Origin of the sequence: Loigolactobacillus backii (genome assembly GCF_001663675.1) — a bacterium.
In the GTDB taxonomy this organism is placed as follows: Bacteria; Bacillota; Bacilli; order Lactobacillales; family Lactobacillaceae; genus Loigolactobacillus; species Loigolactobacillus backii.
Genome location: NZ_CP014873.1, coordinates 2427649 through 2451666 on the forward strand (window position 1 = coordinate 2427649; position 24018 = coordinate 2451666).

The 24018-nt window shown below is 43.7% G+C and carries 21 protein-coding genes; 2 read left to right on the forward strand and 19 right to left on the reverse strand.

The genetic code is table 11. The features are described 5' to 3' along the window. Positions 1-399: 399 nt before the first annotated feature. From AYR53_RS11040 to AYR53_RS11060, 5 genes are read right to left on the reverse strand one after another with little or no spacing between them, the layout of a single operon-like run. Positions 400-5433 carry a KxYKxGKxW signal peptide domain-containing protein gene (locus tag AYR53_RS11040; RefSeq protein ID WP_068280292.1) on the reverse strand — a complete coding sequence of 1678 codons (5034 nt, stop codon included), beginning with the start codon at positions 5431-5433 and terminating at the stop codon, positions 400-402. 2 nt (positions 5434-5435) lie between these two features. Continuing rightward, on the reverse strand, positions 5436-5633 hold the full coding sequence (locus AYR53_RS11045; RefSeq protein ID WP_068225197.1) for a hypothetical protein: 198 nt from the start codon (positions 5631-5633) through the stop codon (positions 5436-5438). Next, positions 5626-6492, reverse strand: coding sequence for an SseB family protein (locus AYR53_RS11050; RefSeq protein ID WP_068280288.1), 867 nt, complete (start codon positions 6490-6492; stop codon positions 5626-5628). The genes AYR53_RS11045 and AYR53_RS11050 overlap by 8 nt, the downstream gene beginning before the upstream one ends. A gap of 16 nt (positions 6493-6508) precedes the next feature. Then, positions 6509-6697: a hypothetical protein gene (locus tag AYR53_RS11055; protein ID WP_068225200.1), complete on the reverse strand. Its 189-nt coding sequence runs from the start codon at positions 6695-6697 to the stop codon at positions 6509-6511. 53 nt (positions 6698-6750) lie between these two features. Next, entirely contained in the window at positions 6751-7590 is an 840-nt protein-coding gene (locus AYR53_RS11060) for a MucBP domain-containing protein (protein WP_158234215.1), read from the reverse strand. Positions 7591-8504: 914 nt separating this feature from the next. On the opposite strand from AYR53_RS11060, the gene AYR53_RS11065 reads away from it, so the two are divergent. Both AYR53_RS11065 and AYR53_RS11070 read left to right on the forward strand, forming a co-directional pair. Continuing rightward, positions 8505-9989 (forward strand): helix-turn-helix domain-containing protein, encoded by a 1485-nt coding sequence (locus AYR53_RS11065; protein ID WP_068280285.1) that lies wholly within the window; start codon positions 8505-8507, stop codon positions 9987-9989. 16 nt (positions 9990-10005) lie between these two features. Beyond that, positions 10006-11988: a mucin-binding protein gene (locus tag AYR53_RS11070; protein WP_068225203.1), complete on the forward strand. Its 1983-nt coding sequence runs from the start codon at positions 10006-10008 to the stop codon at positions 11986-11988. A gap of 153 nt (positions 11989-12141) precedes the next feature. On the opposite strand, the gene AYR53_RS11075 is transcribed toward AYR53_RS11070, so the two are convergent. The 14 genes from AYR53_RS11075 to glmS all read right to left on the reverse strand — a co-directional run bounded on the left by AYR53_RS11075 (position 12142) and on the right by glmS (position 23993). Continuing rightward, positions 12142-12438 carry a hypothetical protein gene (locus AYR53_RS11075; protein ID WP_068225206.1) on the reverse strand — a complete coding sequence of 99 codons (297 nt, stop codon included), beginning with the start codon at positions 12436-12438 and terminating at the stop codon, positions 12142-12144. A gap of 90 nt (positions 12439-12528) precedes the next feature. After that, positions 12529-13914: an amino acid permease gene (locus AYR53_RS11080; RefSeq protein WP_068225208.1), complete on the reverse strand. Its 1386-nt coding sequence runs from the start codon at positions 13912-13914 to the stop codon at positions 12529-12531. Positions 13915-14045: 131 nt separating this feature from the next. Continuing rightward, complete coding sequence (locus tag AYR53_RS11085) at positions 14046-14510, reverse strand: hypothetical protein (protein ID WP_068225210.1); 465 nt, start codon at positions 14508-14510, stop codon at positions 14046-14048. Between the two features lie 218 nt (positions 14511-14728). Beyond that, positions 14729-15925, reverse strand: a complete 1197-nt coding sequence (locus AYR53_RS11090) for an acetate/propionate family kinase (RefSeq protein ID WP_068225212.1) — start codon at positions 15923-15925, stop codon at positions 14729-14731. Positions 15926-15938: 13 nt separating this feature from the next. Next, the gene (locus AYR53_RS11095) at positions 15939-16952 is read right to left on the reverse strand and encodes a class I SAM-dependent methyltransferase (RefSeq protein ID WP_068225214.1); all 1014 of its coding nucleotides are present in this window, start codon (positions 16950-16952) and stop codon (positions 15939-15941) included. A gap of 54 nt (positions 16953-17006) precedes the next feature. After that, on the reverse strand, positions 17007-17351 hold the full coding sequence (locus tag AYR53_RS11100) for a hypothetical protein (RefSeq protein ID WP_068225216.1): 345 nt from the start codon (positions 17349-17351) through the stop codon (positions 17007-17009). Beyond that, complete coding sequence (locus AYR53_RS11105; protein WP_068225218.1) at positions 17344-17793, reverse strand: ComGF family competence protein; 450 nt, start codon at positions 17791-17793, stop codon at positions 17344-17346. Before AYR53_RS11105 ends, AYR53_RS11100 begins: the two co-directional genes overlap by 8 nt. Next, positions 17790-17999, reverse strand: a complete 210-nt coding sequence (locus AYR53_RS11110; protein ID WP_068225220.1) for a hypothetical protein — start codon at positions 17997-17999, stop codon at positions 17790-17792. The genes AYR53_RS11105 and AYR53_RS11110 overlap by 4 nt, the downstream gene beginning before the upstream one ends. Beyond that, positions 17992-18399 carry a prepilin-type N-terminal cleavage/methylation domain-containing protein gene (locus AYR53_RS11115; RefSeq protein WP_068225222.1) on the reverse strand — a complete coding sequence of 136 codons (408 nt, stop codon included), beginning with the start codon at positions 18397-18399 and terminating at the stop codon, positions 17992-17994. Before AYR53_RS11115 ends, AYR53_RS11110 begins: the two co-directional genes overlap by 8 nt. Next, positions 18396-18680: a competence type IV pilus major pilin ComGC gene (gene comGC, locus AYR53_RS11120; RefSeq protein WP_225359736.1), complete on the reverse strand. Its 285-nt coding sequence runs from the start codon at positions 18678-18680 to the stop codon at positions 18396-18398. The genes AYR53_RS11115 and comGC overlap by 4 nt, the downstream gene beginning before the upstream one ends. Before the next feature lie 96 nt (positions 18681-18776). Next, on the reverse strand, positions 18777-19811 hold the full coding sequence (gene comGB, locus AYR53_RS11125) for a competence type IV pilus assembly protein ComGB (protein WP_068225224.1): 1035 nt from the start codon (positions 19809-19811) through the stop codon (positions 18777-18779). Next, the gene (comGA, locus tag AYR53_RS11130) at positions 19765-20736 is read right to left on the reverse strand and encodes a competence type IV pilus ATPase ComGA (protein ID WP_068225228.1); all 972 of its coding nucleotides are present in this window, start codon (positions 20734-20736) and stop codon (positions 19765-19767) included. The genes comGB and comGA overlap by 47 nt, the downstream gene beginning before the upstream one ends. 462 nt (positions 20737-21198) lie before the next feature. After that, the gene (locus AYR53_RS11135; RefSeq protein ID WP_068225232.1) at positions 21199-21942 is read right to left on the reverse strand and encodes a YebC/PmpR family DNA-binding transcriptional regulator; all 744 of its coding nucleotides are present in this window, start codon (positions 21940-21942) and stop codon (positions 21199-21201) included. Between the two features lie 236 nt (positions 21943-22178). Continuing rightward, positions 22179-23993, reverse strand: a complete 1815-nt coding sequence (gene glmS / locus AYR53_RS11140; protein ID WP_068225234.1) for a glutamine--fructose-6-phosphate transaminase (isomerizing) — start codon at positions 23991-23993, stop codon at positions 22179-22181. Positions 23994-24018 lie beyond the last annotated feature (25 nt).

The following is a 24018-nucleotide window of genomic DNA, read 5'->3' on the forward strand; positions in this document are numbered from 1 at the left end:
GTATTCCTCCCTGGTACCTAGTACTAATAAATTCGGTTCTATCTTAACTTCGTTGTTACACGCTTACTTTTTCCAATAATGACGCTTTACCATCCACCAGCCTGTTCTTTAAAAGGTCGGTTACCTCCCTTGCACAATTTATTAAGAACATTTAAAAAGATTAAGATTTCATAATGTTTACTTCGTAAGTATAATTCATAAATAGCCAAAATATATTGCAAATAGTGAATTAATGGTTCCGTTTTATTCACCTTTTTGCAAAAAAATCGGGACTTATTAAAATCTCGAATATTACGATCTATACGAAAAGGCCATGACAACTTTTGTTTTGTCATAGCCTTTTCGTGTAAATTCCTAGGTTAAAGCAAGTTTTTAAACCTCTTTTTCCTAGTTGTTTTATTAATCTTTATCATTTTTACGGTAGAACAGATTCGTTAAGACAAGTCCTAGGCTACTAATCGCCAAACCAAGATAGGCCAAGATACTACTTTGCGGTGTTTCACCGGTTGTTGGTAATTTGGTCTTGGTTGCAGCAATCGCTGTTGGTGCCGGTATCTGCTGCTTTATGGCCGATTTAGTCGCTACTATACTTCCTAATTGCTCTTTATTCGATGGAGCTGTTGCTAGAGTAACAGGATTACTAGTCGCAGTCGCTGCTGGTGTAATAGCAGCAATTGGCGCCGTACTTGTTGCTTCCTCTGCAGAAGTATTACTGGCCGCACTGACTGCTACCGCCGAGCTATCGCCAGCAGCTGAACTTGCAGCACTACTGCTTACCGCCGTCGAACTAGACGCAGTACTACTTGAGTCACTGTCGGCACTACTATTGGTGTTGGTTTCTGCATCGGCATTAACCTGAGCGGTTGCACTATTGGCCACAGTGGTCGCAGTAGTTGCTTGGGCTTGAGCCACGTTGGCTGCTGTCGTTGCCGTCGCTGCAGCTTCTTTAGCCGCTGTTGCTGCTGTTTGGGCCGCAACTGCCGTACTGGCTGCCTTTGCCGTAGCCAAATTAGTTTCTGCGGTACTAGCCGCCGATATAGTTATCGTTGCCGCACTCTTGGCCGCTGTCACCGCATTAGTGGCTTGACTGGCCAAAGATTGGACCGCCGAATTACTTGGATCGCTGTTGGCAGCACTTTGGGCAACTGTTGCCGCACTCTGCGCCATTACAACTGCCGTTGAAGCAGCGATTGCTGCACTTTGGACCACCTGAGCACTACTACTAGCCGCACTAATTGCCGCCACTTTAGCTGTACTCTCGGCCGCAGAACTGGCCGCACTGCTGCTGGCACTACTATTAGTGTTTGCATCGGCGTTAGCCAGATTCTTCGCACTCGTTGCTGCTTTGGTTGCAATAGTCACTTGAACTTGGGCCGTACTGGCTGCCGTTGTGGCACTAGTTGCAGCACTTTTGGCCACTTCTGCGGCTGCTTGAGCTGCGGCGGCCGTACTGGCAGCCTTAGCTATTGCCAAATTAATTTGCGCCGTACTAGCTGCCGTTGCGGCTGTAGTGGCTGCACTTTTAGCCGCAGTCACTGCACTAGCAGCTTGACTGGCCAAGGATTGGACCGTTGAATTAGTTGGATCACTCTTGGCCGCACTTTGGGCTACTGTTGCTGCACTTTGAGCCGTTACAACTGCAGTTGAAGCACTGGTTGCTGCACTTTGGGCTACTTGAGCACTACTGCTAGCTGCACTAACTGCCGCTACCTTAGCTGTACTCTCGGCCGCCGAACTGGCTGCACTACTATTAGCACTTACATCGGTATCCGCCTGAACCTTCGCATTAGTTGCTGCTGTAGTCGCAGTACTGGCCTGAACCAGCGCTGTGCTAGCCGCCGTAGTGGCTGTGGTTGTGGCACTTTTAGCCGCCGTTGCTGCCGTTTGGGCTTCAGCGGCTGTACTGGCAGCCTTGGCCGTCGCCAAGTTAGTTTGTGCCATACTAGCCGCTGTTGAGGCCGCGGTGGCCGCTCTCTTGGCGGCGGTTGCGGCACTGGTGGCCTGGCTAACTAATGAATGAACCGCCGGACTATTTGGATCACTCGTTGCCGCACTTTGAGCAACTGCCGCTGCACTTTCCGCGGTTACAACTGCTGTTGAAGCAGTTGCTGCCGCACTTTGGGCCATCTTGGCACTACTGTTAGCTGCACTAATTGCCGCCACTTTGGCCGTACTCTCGGCCGCGGAACTGGCCGCACTGCTACTGGCACTGCTATTAGCATCGGCGTCAGCTTGGGTCCTCGCACTAGTTGCTGCTGTTATTGCAGCATCTGCATGCGTCTTGGCCGTACTAGCCGCCGTAGTGGCTGTGGTCGCTGCACTTTGGGCTGCTGTCGCTGCGGTTTTAGCCGCGGCAGCCGTACTGGCGGCCTTAGCCGTTGCTAAATTAGTTTGCGCCGTACTAAAGGCTGTTGTGGCGGTAGTAGCCGCACTTTTGACCGCCGTTACTGCACTAACAGCTTGACTGGCCAAGGATTGGACCGCCGAATTATTTGGATCGCTATTGGCAGCACTTTGGGCAACCACTGCCGCACTTTCCGCCGTTACAACTGCCGTTGAAGCTGTTGCCGCCGCACTTTGAGCTACTAGAGCACTACTACTGGCCGCACTAACTGCCGCTACCTTAGCTGTACTCTCGGCCGCCGAACTAGCCGCACTACTATTGGCACTCGCATCCGAATCAGCCTGCGCCTTGGCATTAGTCGCTGCTGAAGTAGCAGTGGTTGCCTGAGCTTGGGCCGTGCTGGCCGCCGTTGTTGCACTAGTTGCCGCACTTTGAACTGTCGTTGCTGCCATTTGAGCCGCCGCAGCCGTACTGGCCGTCTTAGCTGTGGTTAAATTAGTTTCTGCCATACTAGCAGCCGTTGCGGCCGTCATGGCTGCACTTTTAGCCGCCATTACCGCACTCGTCGCTTGGCTGGCCAAGGATTGAACTGTTGAATTACTTGGATCACTGGTGGCTGCACTTTGGGCTACTACTGCAGCACTTTCCGCCGTTACAACTGCCGTTGAAGCTGTTGCAGCGGCACTTTGGGCCACTTGGGCACTACTACTAGCCGCACTAACAGCCACTACTTTAGCCGTACTCTCGGCCGCAGAACTGGCTGCGCTGCTGCTGGCACTACTATTCGTACTTGTATCGGCGTCAGCTTGCGCCTTGGCACTAGCCGCTGCCGAAATGGCTGTTGTGGCCTGAGTTTTGGCCGTGCTGGCTGCCATTGTTGCACTGGTGGCCGCACTTTGAGCAGCAGTTGCCGCCGTTTGAGCCGACGCAGCTGTACTGGCTGTCTGAGCCGTGGCCAAATTAATTTCTGCTGTACTAGCTGCCGTTGTGGCCGCGGTGGCCGCACTTTGGGCCGCCGTTGCTGCACTCGCTACTTGACCAGCTAAAGATTGAACCGCCGAATTACTTGGATCACTGGTGGCCGCACTTTTAGCAACTACTGCTGCATTTTCCGCCGTTACAACTGCGGTTGAAGCCGTTGCAGCTGCACTTTGGGCTACCTGAGCACTGCTACTGGCGGCACTAACGGCCGCCACCTTGGCTGTACTCTCGGCTGCGGAACTAGCTGCACTACTATTCGTACTGGCATCTGAATCAGCCTGCACTTTGGCACTAGTTGCTGCCGAAGTGGCAATAGTTGCCTGAGTTTGGGCCGTGCTGGCCGCTGTTGTGGCGGTTGTTGCCGCACTTTTAGCTGCCGATGCTGCTGTTTGAGCCGCGACGGCTGTGCCGGCAGTCTTAGCCGTAGCTAAATTAGTTTCTGCTGTACTAGCTGCTGTTGTAGCCGCACTGGCTGCACTTTTAGCCACCGTTGCCGCACTTACAGCCTGACTTGCTAACGATTGAACCATTGAATTACTTGGATCACTGGTAGCCGCACTTTGAGCCACAGTGGCGGCACTCTGGGCAGTAACTACTGCTGTCGAAGCCGTAGTCGCCGCACTTTGGGCTACCTGAGCACTGCTACTAGCCGCACTAACGGCTGCCACCTTAGCTGTACTCTCGGCTGCCGAACTGGCTGCACTACTGCTGGCACTACTATTGGCGCTAGCATCGGCGTCAGCCTGCGCCTTCGCACTGGTTGCCACCGTTGTTGCGGCAGTTGCCTGGGTTTGCGCTGTCGTAGCAGCAGTCTTGGCCGTAGTGGCAGCATCTTGGGTTAATTTAGAAGTACTCATTGCTGCAGCTACCGTCGTTGCGGCCTGAGTTGCTACAAAATTAGTTTGCGCGGTATTAGCCGCCGTTGTCGCGGCATTGGCAGCACTTTTAGCCGCCGTGGCCGCACTTACTGCTTGACTGGCCAAAGATTGAACCGCCGAATTACTTGGATCACTAGTCGCGGCCGTTTGAGCTACAGTGGCAGCACTTTGAGCAGTTACTGCCGAAGTTGAGGCAGCGGCTGCCGCACTTTGGGCCACTTGCGCACTGCTACTAGCAACACTAACGTACAGGCTGGTATCTTCACTACTGGCTGAAGAACTGCCACTAGATGAGTTATCCCCAAATTGATAACTTTGCCAGGCCTGTTCATAGGCCAAAGTAGTGACGTCAACCTTAATTGAGGCCGGCATTCCGGACGCTTCATACATTAATGTGAGTTTATCTGTACCAGATGCCTGCCCAATCAAACCACCAGTATAGGGACCCTGAGTTAGCTCACCCTGAGCATTTTCATAATTCTGACCAGTTAACTCAGTAAAACGCGCACTATCAGTGGCAATTGACTGTGTTAAATCAGCAATATGCTGGGTTAAATCAGTGGCAGTATAGCCCTGCACTAAATTGGCCGTTGCGGAACCTACACCAGTGCTATCCGGTGGTGTTGCGGCCGCCGTAACCGCAAGTGCGCGAGCCTGAGCACGTGCCACTGGCGCCGGTGAGTTACCAACACTACTTGCCGCTACCGGCGCACTCACGGGACTGTTAGTTGGTTCAGCTGCTAAGGCTGTAGCCGCCGTTGCCACAGATGCACTAGCAACTGAAACTGTATTAGCTGTTGGCACACTGCCCACACTTTGCGTGGCTGAAACAACGGACGCCGGTGTAACATTGTCGACTTGAGCACTTGCACCATTGCTGGAAACAGCAGTACTACTTTGTGGTGCAGAACTAACGTTAGCCGCTACAGAATCAGTTGTGACCTTAGAAGTTACCGTAGCTGAAGTCGCGGCACTAGAATTACTGGCACTTTCTGGCGTGGCACTGCTGGCTACGGAACTATTATTACCCACGTTACCGGCCGAACTAGCTTGTTGTTCGGTTGAACTTGATTGTGTAGTGGCAGCGTTGGCGTGCCCTGCAAAGGCCAAGCCAGCCCCGAACATCACTAGACTTGTTCCGGTAGTTAACCAGATTTTCTTTGCCTTGTATAACTTAAACCGCGTAATGGTTTGCTCCCGTTGTAATTTATCGTACTCAAACTTTCTCATTTTTATTTACTCCTTGTATTTCCAATTTTCTTATCTTTTGGAAAAACACCCAAATCAATCGCCGCGCCCAGTTTAATCGCTGGAGCAACCGCACTCATTCGCACGTGCTCTGCATTTAACCCCTGCATCGTCGTCACTTCATGCTGGGCCTTTTTTAACTCATGTTGTGACGGAATGACTTGTCCGTACTGATTAATCATATTTTGGTCGACCTCCAAAGAAAGTAGTTGCTTGATAAATTGGTGCAAATTGCTGGGAAATTAACTTGCCCATTTCATCATCTAGATTACCAACCAAAACGTCCTGATCGTATTCTAAAAATGGTTTGCAGGCTAAGGCCAGCTTCCGGGCAACCTTGCTCCCAAACTCACTCTGCTCACCACGATAGTCAGCAATCACTGCTAAATCGGCCTTATCATGGCCAGCGATGGTAACGTTAGCCAACCAAACTTCATTAATCTTATGCAGGTGCTTACACTGCTTTTTTAGCATCCCCATTAATTTCTTGGTCCCTAAACTTGGTAATTCAATCCGTAGTTTGTCATTCGTAGGCGCAATCAGTGGCACAACCTGATTGATGTACTGCCAATAATCCCTGGAAAGTGGAAAAGTCTGCTTACCTGGGTTAACCAACAATCCGGTGACGCCAAGACGTTGGGCCTCAGTCATTAATTCAGCACTGGAAAATCGAAACGTCCGAAAGTCCATGTTGGGGATCATCTCTTTAGCGAATTGTTTTAAAGCTAATTGGTCCGTAAAAACGGGAATATACTTTTTTCCGTCCGCTAAATAAGTTGTAATTGCGAGGCCCATTTCCAAGAGACTAGAATGTTCTTCCCCGGCCATTTTTTGCGTTGGCTGAACTTTAACCAAGGCGCGGAAATAAGTCTCCAACAACATCGCCGCAAAACGCCGTTCTAAATCATGATCCTGTGGGTTCTCCATAAAATAGTTCAAACGAACAACAAAGGGCGTCGTCGCCTTCTTCTTTTCTGGATCTAACGCCGACTTTTCAGCAACTGCCTGAAGTACCGGATCTTTATTATCCTTAGCTAACATGGTTGGTGCCACCCTTCTATGACTGTCGGCTTAATTTTGAAATTGCGTCTAATAATTGGTTGCCACTCTTCACAAGATCAGCGATTTGGTCCGTCTGATTGTTTTCAACTGAAGACTCAATTGCCTCAGCAACTTGTTTCATGTTCTGGGTCATAACCTTCATTGGTGTTAGTTTGATTAATGCTTCGATTTCTTCATTGTTCATAACTAAGACTTCCTTTTCATTTTTTGAGATTCAGTCATTAAGTAACCCGATCTTCATTGATTTAAAATTCTAATTGCTAACATAAAATGCCGCATGTTGGTGGTTAAACGTTGCAGTTGCTGTTCGTCTAAGACCGTTTGATCGGCGTTACTATCCAGTAAAGCCGCTTGCTGTAACAAAATTGTTGCCAGTTGCAAACTAGCCTTAGCCGTAACTGGCGCCACACTGGTTTTAGTTGGTGGCAATGTTCCATCAGACTTGGTTGTTTTCGCCGCAGGAATTTCGGCGGAGATTGATTGTGGTTTGCTGGTTGGCATGTCGGCTGCGACTGCTGATTCAACACTAGTCGATTGGGTAGCCGTTCCCTTTTCACTATCCGTCTCAGTTGCCTGCGTTTCTTTTAGCTTCCTAGCTTCCGTAATACTTAAAATCAATAGGACCGTTTCCTGCGTCGGATTATCTGGCACAAAATCTTGCGGCTTAAAAATTTTACGAATGCTGGACTCTTTATCTACGCTTAAGTAATAATCCTTGCCGGCCACCTCTGGTAATTGCAGCGGTTGAACCTTATCTGGTTGCTCACTAATGGTTGTCAGTGCGTACACCTTACCCTGCAAATCAGATATCGTATTAAAAATTCGAACTGACCCCAGGCGTGCATAGGTCAAAATAATCATTGGCTTAGCTTCCGCCGGCATTTTGCCAACGGTTGGTCGTGACTTATCAACTAGTAGGTAACCACTAAAAGCTGGCGCGTTGACTTCATATCGACTCCCCACTTCACCAAAAAGGCTAAGATCTTCGTTCAGTGCGTTGCCATCACGATCAACGTAACGGATAACAATTCGGTTCTGCACCTTACCCAGACCCATGGAATTTGCGTCCTCCATCATGTCCCTCCTCATTTCATCATTTTCATTTGATCAATATGTAACTGTGTGCTTGAAGCACGAATGCGGCTCTCCTCCAGGTTAGGCTTGGGAGTGTTTTAACTAATATTTTCCTGGCCAATTTGGTGTTAACGTGCTGGGAAAGGCAGGTTCCTGCGGTTGCCATGTTTCAACTTGGCGCTTTTCGCCGTAGTTGAATGGACAACGTATGGAGCATTAAGATTATTAGCGATTTAGGCTAATAATCCTCAATTGCGGAATAGTAGTTACGATCGCCAAATAATCCACTACGTGAATTATTCGTCAATCTAGACTAATCCTCAGAGCCATGTTTCTTGCGGCATGTACTTTGCCACAAGAATGGCCATCGTTCGTAGCATCAAGATTATTAGCGATTTGGGCTAATAATCCTCAATTGCGAAGTAGAACCTGAACGCCTTTCCCCGCACTTCATAAATAACCAAAACTACTAATTCCGATTATGAACCTAATTTAGCAAATAATAAAAAATGATAGCACTAACAAACGGAATCATTACGGCCTTTAAAAATAGACTTAGTGTTATTCATCGATAAATAAAGTGTGTATTTTTTTTGAATTTAATTCAAGAGAAGCAGAGTCCCAACTTTTGTGGGAAAAATGGAAAAAGTCGGGAAAACCGGAAGTGGCCTGATAACTCGGCCTTAATAATCAGTCCAATCGGTTTTGAATAGCGCTTACAATACCTTTATAATAGGAATGGATAGTTGTTAATAAACCTAACACTAAAAAACAAACCAGCTCGGATTATTTCCACTAGCAGGGGTGGTCCTCATCTTTTCAGTAATAAGGGCTTTTTTTATACAAAAATGTAATAGAATAAAACTACAAGCTCAAATTACTGATATATCGATAATAAAAATTGATTGGTGGTTGCAATGAACTATAAACTCTTTTTTGAAAAAGAAGACCTAATTAGCTACTCACTCTTGCAGGTAATCTCACAACAACCAAATGGGAAGATTACTGAGAATGAGGTTCTATTGGACTTTTCGATTTCTTCTTATCGATTACAGCACGTTTTAGAAACTTTAAATCACGATTTAAAAAACGTTAAATCGAATGTTTCCAGCTATATTGATACTTCGGAAAAAAAGCTGCTCCACGGGATAAATATCACAACGACGGTCGTTCAGTCCATTCGCCTGATGTACTTAAAGCACTCTTTACTGTATGCGATGTTTGAATACCACTTCATTTATTCAAACCAATTATCCAACGCGGCTTTCATGAAGAAAAACTTCATTAGTAAGACAACTTTTTATAACTCCCAGAACAAATTAAAAGATATTCTGCAACAAGAAGATTTTTATCAAGTGTCCAGCGAATTCGGTGATAATGAACACGCCATTCGGCTGCATTTGTTCCAATTTTTCTACACGGCCTTCAATGGGATTGATAATCCATTCGCTGAGCTTGACGCACCGGCCGATCAAATTATTGAAAGTATCCAAACTAAATTTCAAGTGGCCATCACGCCAACGCAACGAACAAAATTATTAATCTTCTTGAAAACTTGGATTTTACGCATGAAGAATCAATGCTTCGTTACGAAACCAATGTTGGCCGAAACTAAATTAGATGCGTTAGATCACCAACTATTGGATCAAATCCAAGCAATTTTGAGCAAGACACTAACACTTCCGGTTGGCCAGATCGAACTGGATTACCTGGAAACTTTCCTCGTTATTCAGGGTTATAAGCCGGGCTACAGCGAGTTAACTTCTAAAATGACAATGCCGTTAGCTTACAGCTGGGCAACTGACCTTATGGCCCAGGTCAAGCAAAGCCAGATGCTCTTGGATAATGACGCCCTTAAAACAACTACTTTAGAAAGTGCCATTTTGCGCATTAATATCCAGTTCACGACTTTTTACGTTGAACCAACGACGTTTATTTCGCTTGATCAGGTTAGCTTTTTCAAGGAAACCTACCCGTTGTTTGATCAGGTCATTAGTCACTTTATTCAGACTCTCCATTCAAACACGACCATTAAGATGGGCCAAAATGATTCAGTTAACCTCTACTTCAGCTATATGTTTGCTTTTATCAATAATATTCCGATTAATTTATTACGAAATATGGTCTACATCTGTGTCGATTTCTCGCAGGGCAAGCTTTACACCGATTACGTCATTCGAACGTTAACCGCGTTTAGCAACGCCCACATTATGATTGAGCGCATTCCTTCACCAGAAACCGACATCTACCTTTCAGATTTTTACAATAATAGTGTCCAACAGATTCAAATTACGTGGCGTAATCCACCAACACCACTGGATTGGTCACTACTAGGTGACACGATTATTGATTGTAAAAAACAAAAAATGACTAACGTTACTGACGACGATAATGAGCGTTAATTGGAGGTGATTTCTCATGCAACGCTTTTCTTATAAAGATCAAGGAACCCTCATTCGTTTCCACGTTTACCAGGAAAATAAAAGACAGTGGCTTGTCTCGGGCAAACTTTTGTTCGTTGGCGGTTTATCAACCCTACTGCTGGGAGCAACCACAGAACTGATCACTAGCCAAAACGTTCAGGCGGCCGTAACTAGTCAGGCCACCCAACAACCAACTAGCGCAACCGCGGCCAACTCTGGACTCCAGCCGCAACAGGTGGCACTTAAACCAACAACCAAAGCGGTCACCACAGATTCGGCCACGCCAGCGGCTGCTAGTTCTGAAGCAAATCAGGCCACCGTCCAAGTAAGTTCGGCAGCTTTCTTGCCGGCCAGCTCGGCACAAACGAACCCAGTTGCAGCCACTAGTTCGGTGGCCACCAGCACGGCACCGCAAACCAGTGCCACTACTACGCCGGCTGCAGTCGCTTCTAGCAGCACGGCAAGCGTAACTAGTGCACCGGCGGCTCAGGCAGCTGCTAGTCAGGCAGCCAGTCAAGCAAGCTCTTCTACGGCCGCCGCACCTGAAACGTCCAACATTGACTACCAAACGGATCCAAACGATCCATCGGCAGTCATCTCCGGAGGTACGCTGGCCTATATTGCCGGCTATACGCCGTATACAGACGCCGGCCAAGCACTAGCTTTAATTAACGCCAAGGACGTGACCCAAGGCTACTGGCTTCCGCAACCAACGGATCCTGGTCAAGACACGATCATCAATTACCGTGCTGATCAGCAAAAGGCCGTCGTCCGTTACGTTGATGACACAACACAACAAACCTTGGCTAGCTTTATTTTAAGTGGTGGCAGTGATTCAACCACTGCTTATTCAACCGCCAATGCCTTAGTCCGGTATAAAATTGCCGGTTATACGGTTAGCGATGATCAAGTTCCCGCAACTGGAATTTTATTTGACCACGATGACGCAACCGACCAACTTTACACGGTTCACTTAGCTGAAAAAATTGTCACGATCACACCGGAAAATCCTGGTCACCCGGGACAAGTTGTTGATTCAGAGAATCCGGCTGGTCCCACCTGGCCTACTGGTACGGCCGAAACCGATTTAAGTCGGGCTATTACGGAAACTATCTATTTTGTAAACAATGAAGGCAAAAACCTAGCAACGGCACAAAGCCAGCGGGTCACTTTTACCCGCCAAGCAACTTTTAATGAAGTCACTGGAAAAATCGTCTATCTAGATTGGCGTGCGACTAATGGCGTCAGCTCATTTGATACAAAAATGGCACCAACCATTTCCGGCTACACACCAAGTCATTCTATGGTAGCGGCGATCACCGATTTGACCCCTGCCAGCTCCGATGTTGTTAAAACGATTGTTTACACTAAAAACACCAATGACAGTCCTCAAGCAACACCAGTCACCCCCGCTAATTCAATTACGCCGGCGACTAGCACCACCATCAATCCTGATGTAACTAATAACGATAAGGCAGTGGCAATATCTGTGAAATCTAATAACAATAAAAATTTAACGGATAGTGCACCAAAACAAGCTGCTTTGGCCGCAGTGAATCTGCCACAAGCAACCAAGACCAAAACACAACGTTCAACCAAGCCGGTGGCACTAGTCAATAAGACTGGCCAAATGAGTTGGCTACTGAACGATACCCAGCAGGTTTATAACTTTATATTTGGAAACACCGATGAAAAACAAAAAACTGGCGTTGATTCCCAAACACCTACCACCAAGCAAACACGCCCGACTAAACCGGGCAAAACACAAGTGGCTCCAGGAAAACAGCAGGTTGCTAAAAAAGCGCAGCCAAAGAAACGACCACAGAGTTTACGGGCCGATTTTGTAAAACCGGAACCAACGTTAATCATTCAACATCACCCAATGCCAAATGATAACGCCGATCATTCACAGTTAGGCCTCTTCTTCACAAGTATTGCCGGAACAATTAATTTCGGCCAACGAGCGAAAACGTCTTAGTTTGTATTGAAAATTTAAGGCAAATTATAAAAAAACTGGCAACTAGCCAACTACTCACGCTTTATGAGTAATTTGGCTGGTTGCCAGTTTTTTTAATTTAGGTAAATTTGGGATTATTGGGGTAGGTAGATTCAGGATCAATGGTTTAGCGGCTCAAAGCTTTCCAGCAATTACATCAATTAACTCATCACGCCGATCAAGATCATCATCGCATTCGTAATAAGCACCGTGATAAACGTGCACCGCAGGATCATCTATATTCATATAACGTTCAGAAAACTTTTTTGCCTGGTACTGGCCATCTTTTTCGACAACAAATATAAGGCACCCAGTTGCCTCTTTTTTATTATGGGTAAAGGTTACTGGAAAGCTAACCTGTTGTCGGCCTGCGTGTTTCCGCCGGTCTCTGATAGTATGCGCAATATTGCTTGTAATAACGTCAAATTTCATGTGTAACTCCCTAACTTTAATATAAGGCCTTAACTTGCATCTGTTCTAAAACTATTTTAGTGGTTGTTTTAAAACGAATTAAACAAGCTCTTACTTAACTCGTTTGCCTGTTGCTCGGTGGCGATCATGCGAGAACTTAACCAAGTATAGGCCGGCAAACCAAATAACGGAAATAATTAAAGCAATTAATGTTGATTTTTCTAGACACAGTACTACCGCAACAAAAACCAAAAATGCTAAAACAAAGTAATCCGCAAATGGCTGCCATGGTGCTTTAAAAGTGCTCGCTGCGGCTAATTTTGTTTTCCGATAACGTAGGTGAGTTACAATAATTGCTCCCCAAATGAATAAAAAGCAAGTTGTCGCCACACTGGACACTAACGTAAAGACAATATTTGGAATAAACAGATTAAGCAGAACTGCAAAGGCAATAACAACCGTTGAAAATAGTAATGCCGAAGCAGGTACTCGACTCTTGGAAAGCTTACCGAAATGGTGTAAGAAGCGATTATCAGAATCATAGGCTAACGAAAACAGCATGCGTCCGGTGCTAAACAAAGAACTGTTACAGGCTGAGGCCGAAGCGGTGATTACGACAAAATTGACGATTCCAGCCGCCGAGCGAATCCCGATATTTTTGAAAACCTGCACAAACGGACTTTGTGAAGCCGATAAATGAGACCAAGGATAAATACACATAATAACAAATAATGCGCCAACGTAGAATAAAATAATCCGTAACGGAATATCATTAATCGCCTTGGGCAATAATTTTTCTGGATTTTGGGTCTCGGAAGCCGTCATCCCAACCATTTCAATACCAATAAAACTAAAAACGACCATTTGAAAGGATAAAATAAAGCCCTTAGCACCAGTTGGAAAAATACCGCCATAATTTGTTAAGTTAGATAAACTTGCTTGACCAGTTGGGGTTTTATAACCAACAATCACCATAAAAATACCTACAGCAATTAACGCAATAATAGCAACAATCTTAATTAGGGCAAACCAAAATTCAACTTCACCAAAGGCCCCAACTGTTATTAGATTAACGCCTAATAAAATAATAAGCATTAGTAGCCCGGGTAACCACTGCGGTAACGACGGAAACCAGAATTTCATGTAAAGCCCAGTTGCCGTGACTTCAGCCATCGCAATTGTGACCCAGCAAATCCAATAGGTCCAACCTGCGATAAAGCCAGCACTTTCGCCCAGATATTCTTTTATAAAATCAACAAATGAATGCAAATTTAAATCTGAGAGCAATAACTCTCCCAGCGCACGCATTAACATAAAACAAACAATTCCGGTTAATAAGTAAGCAAATAAAATTGAGGGACCTGCCAAATGAATGGATTTACCGGCACCTAAAAATAATCCCGTTCCAATCGTACCGCCAATAGCAATCAATTGAACGTGCCGACTTTTTAGGTTACGCGCCAACCCCTGCGTTTCACCCGTTTGTTTCTCACTCATTTTTTACAACTCCTTTTCTTTCTATTTTCTAATTATACCCCTGATTTTTCTCATAAAGATATAAAAAATAGATTTAGCGTTGTAAATGGCATTGAGAATTCCGCACAGTTAAATGAAATAATTTCACTTAACTACTTTTTGCTTGCTTGTTTTTGAATTAAATCGGCATCAAAATAGTGTTCTAGGTAGCTCTGTAACTCAGTTGGCGTTTTCTTGAAACGTAATTGATAATGTGCCATTGGTCCAGCTTGATAAGCTAGGTAAGTGACCTTTCTTTTCTGGTCAAATCGTAATTGAATACTAATAATCGTCGTGTACAAACGTGTACTATAAGCACCATTTAAAATACCTTTGACCATTAATCCTTTTGGCCAAACGGCAATTACAATTAATAAGCCGGCAGCAAAAATACTTTGAATTTTGGCTGTAACAAAGCTTTCGTTCGGTACCGTTAAACAAAGCAGCAATAAGGCTAGCAGAACTAGGCCCCCACGTACCCACCAATTAGGCCGCGCGGGAATTTTGATCAGCCACCAGAACCAACCTTCCACCAATAAAATAATTAAAAGTAACCCTAATTCTATTATACTTAACATAATGGTCTAAACCTTCCTAAGCTGTGTTTGCGGTTGAGACAAAAGTCCTGGCCGCTTACTATTCGCGAAAAGCAAAAAATGAATCAAAGGTTAGCCCTTAAGGCTAAACCCCTGATTCATTTCATTATACTAGAAAATATCGTAAGGCGTGCATCATTTCTACTTTAGAATTAAAGTCTGGTAAAGACACAATTAAACAACTAACTTCAAAGTTTAATTTATTTACTTAATCGGACAACATCCCGCGCAATCATTAATTCTTCATTAGTCGGAACTAACAACACCTTGGTTTTAGAATCATCCGTACTAATAATTCTTTCCTGGGCCATGACATTGTTCCGTTCATCATCAATTTTAGCGCCAAAATAGCCTAAGCCATCGATAATTCGCTTACGCATGGTCATATCGTTTTCACCAATACCGGCAGTGAACACTAACGCGTCCACACCACCCATTTCGGCCACATAACTACCGACGTATTTTTGAATCCGATTGACAAAGATATCAATGCCTAGCTGCGAACGTTTACGCGTATCCCGTGTCTTTTCAAGATCACGCATATCAGGCGAAAGTCCAGAAATACCTAAAATACCTGATTTGTGGTTTAAAATATCAATCATCTTTTCCGGATCAGAGATGTTTAATTTCTCCATGAGGTACGCCATTAATGAAGCATCAATATCACCAGAGCGCGTCGCCATCGTAATCCCAGCTAATGGTGTGAAGCCCATCGAAGTATCATATGATTTACCATCTTTGACTGCGGTAATCGAAGCACCAGCACCTAAATGTAAGGTGATCAATTTTAAGTCTTTCAGTGGTTTACCCAAGATTTCTGCCGCACGAGCAGAAACATAGCGGTGACTTGTCCCATGAGCGCCGTACTTACGTGCACCGTATTTTTCATAGTATTCGTAAGGAATACTGTAAAGATAATTTACAGCGGGCATTGTATGGTGGAACGACGTATCAAAGGCCGCAACACTGGTCGCTTCAGGTAATAACTTTCGAAAAGCCTGAATTCCCATTAATTCTGCCGGATTATGTAACGGTGCGTATTCAGCCAAATCATTAATCTGCTGTTCAACCTTATCGTCGACAATCGTTGATTCAGTGAAGATCTCGCCACCGGCAACGACACGGTGACCAACACCGGAAATCTCATGGATATCCTTGACAATCTTTAAATTAATTAACTCCTCAAGCAGCATTTTTACAGCAGCATTTTGATCATTGATGTCCAAGGTCTTTTGGAATTTCTCCTTGTTATCCGGACCATAATGTACTGTAAAAACAGAATCCTTCAAGCCAACTCGATCAACCATTCCTGAAGCAATGACCTTTTCAGCTGGCATATCAAATAATTTCCACTTTAAGCTTGAGCTGCCTGCATTAATTGCAATAACTTTTGCCATGTTACAAGTCTCCCTACTGTGCAATATTTTTTTCTTTCCACTCACTAATCTCGGCCACAAAGCGCTGAAAACCGGCCTGATCCTTAAAAGAAGGAAATTCCCCAAGCATCACTTTTTTAGCCTGCTTGGCCTGACCACCCTTATTTTGTAAGATCAAAATAGCCTTTTGCGCCTTTTCGTCCTGGAACAACTCCCGTGGCAGATTTAATAGCCCCTGTAAATATGTTGCTGATGTCATCCATTTAGTTAACTCAGTGGCTTCTTGCGATTGAAAGAGTAAACTCGGCACAAGAAAGAAACCAAAACCGGCAGCCTTAGTGTAACGCATACTTTGTTCAATTAATAAATGGTGTGCATACGAGTGACCGGTCTCGGCATGTGTCGCAAACTTTGCTGCCCGCTCGTCAATTGGGTAATAACCAATTGGTAAATCAGCTAGGCTAACATCAACCTTGGGCACCACTAGATCTTCAATTGCATCTTGATGAAAAAGTTCAACATCAGGGTGTTGTAATCGTGCGCCAACGTTGGCCAGGGCCAGCATCGTATCATCATTATCAATCCCATAACCTTTTAAATTGACGCCACTAGCCGTAAACAAGCGGTTAAGTACTGTATAAAGTAAATTGCCAGTTCCAACGGTTAAATCCAGCACCTGTTCTTGGTCGTTTAAACCGGCCAGATTTTCAATCAAATAGGCAACTAAAAAGCCAATTGCGTCCGGTGTCATTTGATGATTGGCCTGAATTGCATCCGTTCGTTCACCCCGTAGAATGGCCAGCTGAAACGCTTGCCGAATCTCATCGGTTGTTAAACGTTTTAAATTTATCTGTTGATAACTTGTTGTTAACTGCTGGCGAATTGCCTCGTGGGGCAACCCATCCTCTACTTTGATTTGACCGCCATCAACAATATTTTCTCCTGTTTCTATGAGTGCATCCATGTAAGACACATCTAAATCACGCTTTAACAACATTGCTGTTGTATCCAAATGTTTATATAATGCTTCAACATCTTTTTGTCCCAATCAATTCACCTCAAGCTAAATAAATAGACATAATACTATTTCATCTTAACGAATCTAATCTACTTTTTCAAGCGCTTTCGTTTTACTAGTATCAGACTTTTTCGTTATTGCGAAATCTCGGTGAATTTCCTTATTTGATTCCTTCAATTTAATAATAAATTGGTTATCTACAACCGTAACTTGTCCAAGCGAATAATTAAATTGATTTTTGGCGACACCTTGATCGAGTTGCGCTAGCGTCAAATTATAAAGCGTGTCCTGTTGGTAGCGACACTTGATCGTCCGTAACGTCATCACTTGCTGCCGATAAACCAATGCATACCCTTCAATCAATAAGATGGTAAGTGCTAAAAAGATAACCGCCGTGATTAAAACACTCCCTGAACGTCGTTTATTCAACTGTCGGACTCCCTTTAGGTAAATATTGTTTGCTGATAAAAGTTTGCCGGTTCCTCAACGTTATTTTGACCGTTAGAATTGGCTGCTGGTAACTCATTTTCACATTAGCCACTGACTGTAACAACGGCATATGACCTTTAGTCGCACCCCGAACACGCAGCATATCCTGATACTGCTCTAATTGATAGATCTTTTTTTCTTTCATTCGGTAAAAGGTAACTTGCTGGTCACTTCGACTAACAAAATAACTATCCGCCAAAAAATCACCCAATTGACAGTTAGCAACGTGAAAGTTCAGTGTTGTGTCATCATTGAAATAGGTGGTAATCCGTTTAAATTGGGTCAATTGGAACTGTAATAACCAGACGCTTAAAACCAACACAAATAACCCCAGGACAGTTTCAGCCAGCGTAAATCCGGCATGATTTGCTTTAAGTGTCATCGTCGATCATCCACCAAAATAGTCTTGGCTAACTTAACTTGGCTGGACTCGTAAATCAATTTTGCCTGACCTACTTTAGCTTGTTCAAGGTTCACTTGCCTTTGAAATTGTTGAAAACTTTCTCCAAAACTAATAATCCCTAAAGTGATTAAAAAGAGCGCAAACATGGTCTCCATTAAAACAAAACCTGATCGTAATTTATTCATAAGAACCCCACCCCATTTGCGGTTTTAGAACCGTATTATTTTTAAAATAATCGGAATGAAAAGTTATTTTAACTGGACTAACGTGTCCTTGATTACTTAGGGAAAATTGTTGTGGAAGCGCCCGCATTGTTTCTGGCAGTATAATTTGGTGGCTCCAGCCGCTGTCTTTACCCCGAAATAAAACTTGCTTTTGCGTAATACTCACCTGGACGCGATCCCGCTCCACGGCCGATTTAATCAAACTATAGTGCCACGCCTGATCAAATTGATTTAAAAAAATTGTTTCTGCCCGGTGATAATAAAAAGGGCGTAATTGGCTGGCAGGAAAGGTAATACATAAACTGGTCATCGCTAAAACAATAACCGTTTCAATTAACGTAAAGCCACGGTGACTAATCATTTTTCTTTGGCTTCAAGTGCCTTGGCCTTAGTTAATTGCTTCTCGGACAAATAACCCGCCTCTTTTAATTCATCCAGACTGGCACGCTTATTATCGTGATCATTGGCGTAAAGATCCCTTTGGGTTTGGACAACTGTTTTAAACGCGACATCGCTGGTTGACTCGGCATTCTTACGTTGAGCACCCACATTGGGTAACACGATCATAATTAATAAAGTAATAATGAATAAGACAGCTACCATTTCGATCAAGGTGAAAGCCCTTTTCGATTTTTTTAAAATTAGATAACTAAATTTTGAAACTGACCTTTTAATTTGTGCAAAAGAATCGCGCAACGACACCCTTCGACTCATTTTATTCTTCAAAATAATTTTCATTTAGTACATCCCCTCCATCATTTGGTACAGCGGTAGTAAAATGCTTAAATAGACACCGACAATCGTCAAAGCTATAATGCCAAAAAAGAAAGGTTGAACGTAAGTGACGATTCGTTCGATCTCTTGCAGCATTCTGCGGTAAGTCAATCTTGCCTGAACGATCAGTTCTTCTCCCAAAAATTCCTTAGTTTCCCCTTTTTGGACGAATAATGCTAATTCATCCGGAAATAACGCCTGTTCCGTTACGATATTTGCTAAGTTTTTACCTTCTGCCAATTGCGGCCGAATCTGCTTGCCGAGTTGATAAAGTAAACTGTTTTCCGAAAAATTGGCCAATAACTGACAAATTTCTTGTAAGTTCAATCCGTTTTTTAATAACGTTCCCAAGTTAAAAAGTAAATAATAATGGTAGTATTCACGGTACGAACGGCCAATAAGTGGTAAGCGGTTACGGAATACAGCTCTTTTTAGCGGATTCTTTTCAAAACGTAACTTCAAGTAAAAAAGCAAACTAATTAAACCGATCCCCGCCAAGCTGAGGCCAAAGTAACGCCAATAAAACAGGACATTTTGGTTCATATTGGCCTGCCAGGATAGTAGTTCGGGTTCAATCATCTGTTTGACAAAAAAGATGAGCCCGCCTAAAAGCAATAACAACACGAAGGGATAGCGCAATAGGCGTTTAAGTTGCCGCTTTTGCTTTTCTTGCTCAAGTAATAAGCGCCCGATTTGTTTTAGACTCTGCTGCAAATCACCGTGCCTTTCGGTAATTCGAATTTGGCTCACAACATCCGCGTTAATTCCCACCTCAAAAAAGGCATCTGCCAACTCTTTTCCGGAACTTAACTGTTGCTTAAGTAGAACTAACCGGTCCGATTGATTGGGTAATAGGACCAGCATAAATTCAATGCTTTGGGGTAAGGAAAAACCTGCTTCCAATAAATCGGCCAGTAACGAAAAAAATTCAATTTCGAAATGACGTCGTTGCTTACCCATTTTGATATGCTTTAACCGTTTCTGAAGAAATAATTCCATCCTGCCATGCCTGCTCCAATAATTTGGGCCAACCTGCCGGCGTTTTTCCGTTAAAGGCCGCTGCCAAGATCTGATTACTCAGTAAATCAAACAAAATAGCCGCCTGCTTTTTTTCAGTGGGTAAAATTCGTTGATAACAGACACTGGTTAGACAATCTTTTAAAGTTTCTTGGTCAATTTTAAAATCAGTTAGGCGCTTAATGACCCCGGTAGCACTCCGCGCGTGAACCGTACTCAACACCAAATGGCCACTTAAAGCCGCCCTAATCGCTGCGGCGGCAGTTTGTTCATCACGAATTTCCCCAATAATAAAAATATCTGGCCGGTGACGTAAACTGACTTTCAGTAATTCGGCGTAAGTCATATTCGCTTGTTCATTAACTTGAAGTTGCAGAAAATTATTTTCATAAATTTCAATCGGATCTTCGATTGCCATAACGATTTTTTCCTGAGCATTTTGCCGGGCAATTCGATATAAAGTTGTTGTTTTACCGGAACCAGTTGGTCCAGCAAACAACATTAGCCCACGTTGTTGACTTAATTGCTGCAACTGGGTTAATTGCTGGGGAAAAATAAATTGATTCGTATCGGCGTACGCGTAAATAAAGCGAATAACCATTGATTCAAGGTTTTCAAAATTTCCGACGGTGGATAAACGTAAAAATACAGTACTATCGGCCATTTTAAGTGTTCGTGCCCCTAATTGTGGCCGTCTCGTCTCACTAAGTGACATCTTGGCGCTATACTTCAAATGATTTAATAATGGCTTAACTTCCGTTCTCGTCATCATTTGCCACAATTCAATGCCCGTACTCGTTCGTTTTTTAATCTGATATTGCTGGCCAACCGGTAAAAAATATAAATCGGTCAGTCTTTGTTCAACGGCCATTCTTAATATTTTGGTTGCTTGTTCTTCAACAGACATGTTCTCACCTCCTTATCAATAAATTACGTAAAACGTAGCACCGTTTTATTTAACTGATGAAATGAAGTTAAGCGGCTAGGACAAAAGCCCTAGCCGCTTACTATTTCTGATCATTACTCTAGTGGCGTGTAGCGTTCATATTTAAATTGAATTATATCGCTACCAAAAATAATGCTTATACCACTTGCCATTGAATTACACGTGGGCAGATTTAGGTTAGATTCCATTCCAGTGCGCGAGGACGGAACGCGTGGCGGAATGGTACCTAAACTATTCGTTCCTGTTCCAGTTAGGTTTTAGCGTTTTTAAAACTAGTTAATAGTTTTAAATATGGTCGTTACGATCCACTAGAACGTGCGCCCAAAATCAGAGTTCTCGTACCTTTGTCACACCACTGTTTTCATTTTTGGCGGATATAAAAAAGCACTTGGCTATTTTGCCAAGTGCTTAAAATTACAATTATTATTTAGCGTCTTCATTATCTGGTAATTCACCAGTATGGTAAACTTCCGATACGTCGTCATCATCTTCGAGAAGATCAATCATTCGTTCGAATTGTTCAACCTTATCCGTTGGAACTGGTGTTGTGTTCTCAGGAATCATGGTTAATTCAGCGTTGGCTAACTTATAACCTTTTGCTTCCAAAGCATCACGAACAGCTGCCAATTGCTTCGGATCAGTGTAAATTTCGAAAGCTTCATCTGAAGTTTCCATATCATCAGCACCAGTTTCCAAAGCATCCTCTAACATCTGATCTTCATCAACGTCCAAATCTTCACGTTCGATTACGATATAGCCACGCCGATCAAACATGTAAGCAACTGAACCTGAAGCACCTAAGGCACCACCATTACGCGTAAAAGCAACACGTACATTAGATGATGTCCGATTTTTATTATCCGTTAAAGCATGAACTAAAACGGCAACACCACCTGGTGCGTAACCTTCATAAGTAACTTCTTCATAATTTGCTGTATCAGTATTGGAACCCTTATCAACCGCGTGTTTAACATTATCCTTCGGCATATTAGCAGCTCGTGCCTTATCCATAATCAAGCGTAGTTGGGGGTTTGAAGAAGGATCAGGACCCCCAGCTTTTACAGCCATATATAACTCGCGAGATATTTTTTGGAAGATTTTTCCACGCTTTGCATCTTGGGCGTTTTTACGGCCCTGGATGTTATGCCATTTTGAATGTCCTGACATGTTATTTCCCTCTTTCCTTTATCAAAAAATTGTGTCAATTCAATAAGACACCTAGACTATATTATCAAAACTAGCCGTCGCTGACAAGACCCACCACCAATAAATTGATAACGATTACTTATTTTTAGACTGAATTATCTCCACTTAAAAAAACTAACCAATTGAATTTGGCAAAAAAATAGGTTAGACCATTTAGCAATCATTGCCAAACGGACTAACTTACTTTTAGATTAAGTTTATTCTACCGTAACTGCCTTTGCCAAATTACGTGGTTTATCAACATCATAGCCCCGATTCAAACTAGTGTAATAAGCTAATAATTGAGCTGGCACAACGGTTAATAATGGTGTCAACATTGGGTCAACATCCGAGAAAGTAATGTTATCTTCAGGTTGAGCAACGCTATCCATCGCAATGGTTAATACGTGTGCACCACGGGCCTTAACTTCCTGGATATTTCCGCGAGTATGACTTGCTACACGCTTATCGGTGATGATCGCCATAACTGGTGTACCATCCTCAATCAACGAAATGGTACCATGTTTCAGTTCAGCACCAGCAAAGCCTTCCGCTTGAACGTAAGAAATTTCTTTTAACTTCAGTGCTGCCTCTAAAGACACGGCAAAATCATAACCGCGCCCAATATAAAAGGCATTACGGGTTGTAGCCAAATAATTCTTGGCTAACGAGTTAATCAATTCTTTTTCATCAACTAAACTTTGCATTTCATTGGCCACGATACTCAACTGACCTTTAACGTCAAAGTCAGTGGCCGTCGTTTGCTGGCGAACGTCACCTAATGCTTTAGCCAAAATCGTTTGTAAGGCAATTTGTGCCGTGTAGGCCTTGGTCGAAGCAACTGCGATCTCGGGGCCGGCGTCAAGTAACATCGTGTACGTAGCCTCACGTGACAAGGTTGATCCTTCTGAATTCGTGATCGTTAAACTTGGGTAGCCCCATTGATTAACCTTAACTAACACTTGGCGACTATCAGCTGTTTCACCACTTTGTGATAAGAAAAGGAAGAACGGTTTTTTGGACAATAATGGTGTGTTATAGCCAAACTCACTTGCCAACTGAACTTCCGTTGGAATATTGGCCAATTTTTCGAAAATTGATTTTGCAACTAGGCCTGCATTATAGCTGGTCCCGGCTGCTAAAATATAAAGCCGATCCGCCTGGTTCAGCGCCTTTAAAAGATCGGTTTCAATTTTAGGCTTCCCTGCATCATCTAAATACTTCTGGAGCAAGGTTCGCATGACGGCTGGTTGTTCGTCAATTTCCTTTAACATATAAAATGGGTAAGTGCCTTTTTCAGTATCACTTTCGTTAATCGAAACGTGATATGATTTTCGGGTAACAGCTTTGCCGGCCAATGTTTCAATCGCAATTCCATCTTTTTTAACCGTCACAAGTTCGCCATCATGGAGTTCAACAAAATCCTTGGTTTGACCAACCATTGCCATGGCATCCGAGCAAACAACGTTAAAGCCATTACCCACACCAATTAACAACGGGCTCTTATTCTTAGCAACGTATAATGTGTCTGGATCTTCACGGTCAACTAACAAGAACGCGTAAGAACCATCCAGCAGCTGAACTGTTTTCCGAAAGGCTTCCTTACCGGAGAGTTGCTCGTTGGTTGCAAAATAGTCAACCAATTGAACAACAACTTCCGTATCGGTCTGACTGACAAGATGAACACCCTGCAAATATTGATCACGTAATTCAGCATAGTTATTGATGACACCGTTGTGGACCAAATAAAAACGACCATCAGCCGATACATGTGGGTGCGCATTAACGTCACTAGGAATACCATGAGTTGCCCAACGTGTGTGCCCAATTCCCATGGTTCCTTTCACTTCAGGTCCAATTGCCTTTTTAAGGTCCGCAATTCGGCCCTTCGTTTTAACTAAATAATCATGACCATTTTGATCGTTAACGTAAACACCTGCTGAATCATAACCACGGTACTCTAACTTTTGTAACCCGTTGATTAAAATATCAACGGTATTTTCTTTTCCGATAACACCAACAATTCCACACATAAAAAACATCCTCTTCTCAGATTAA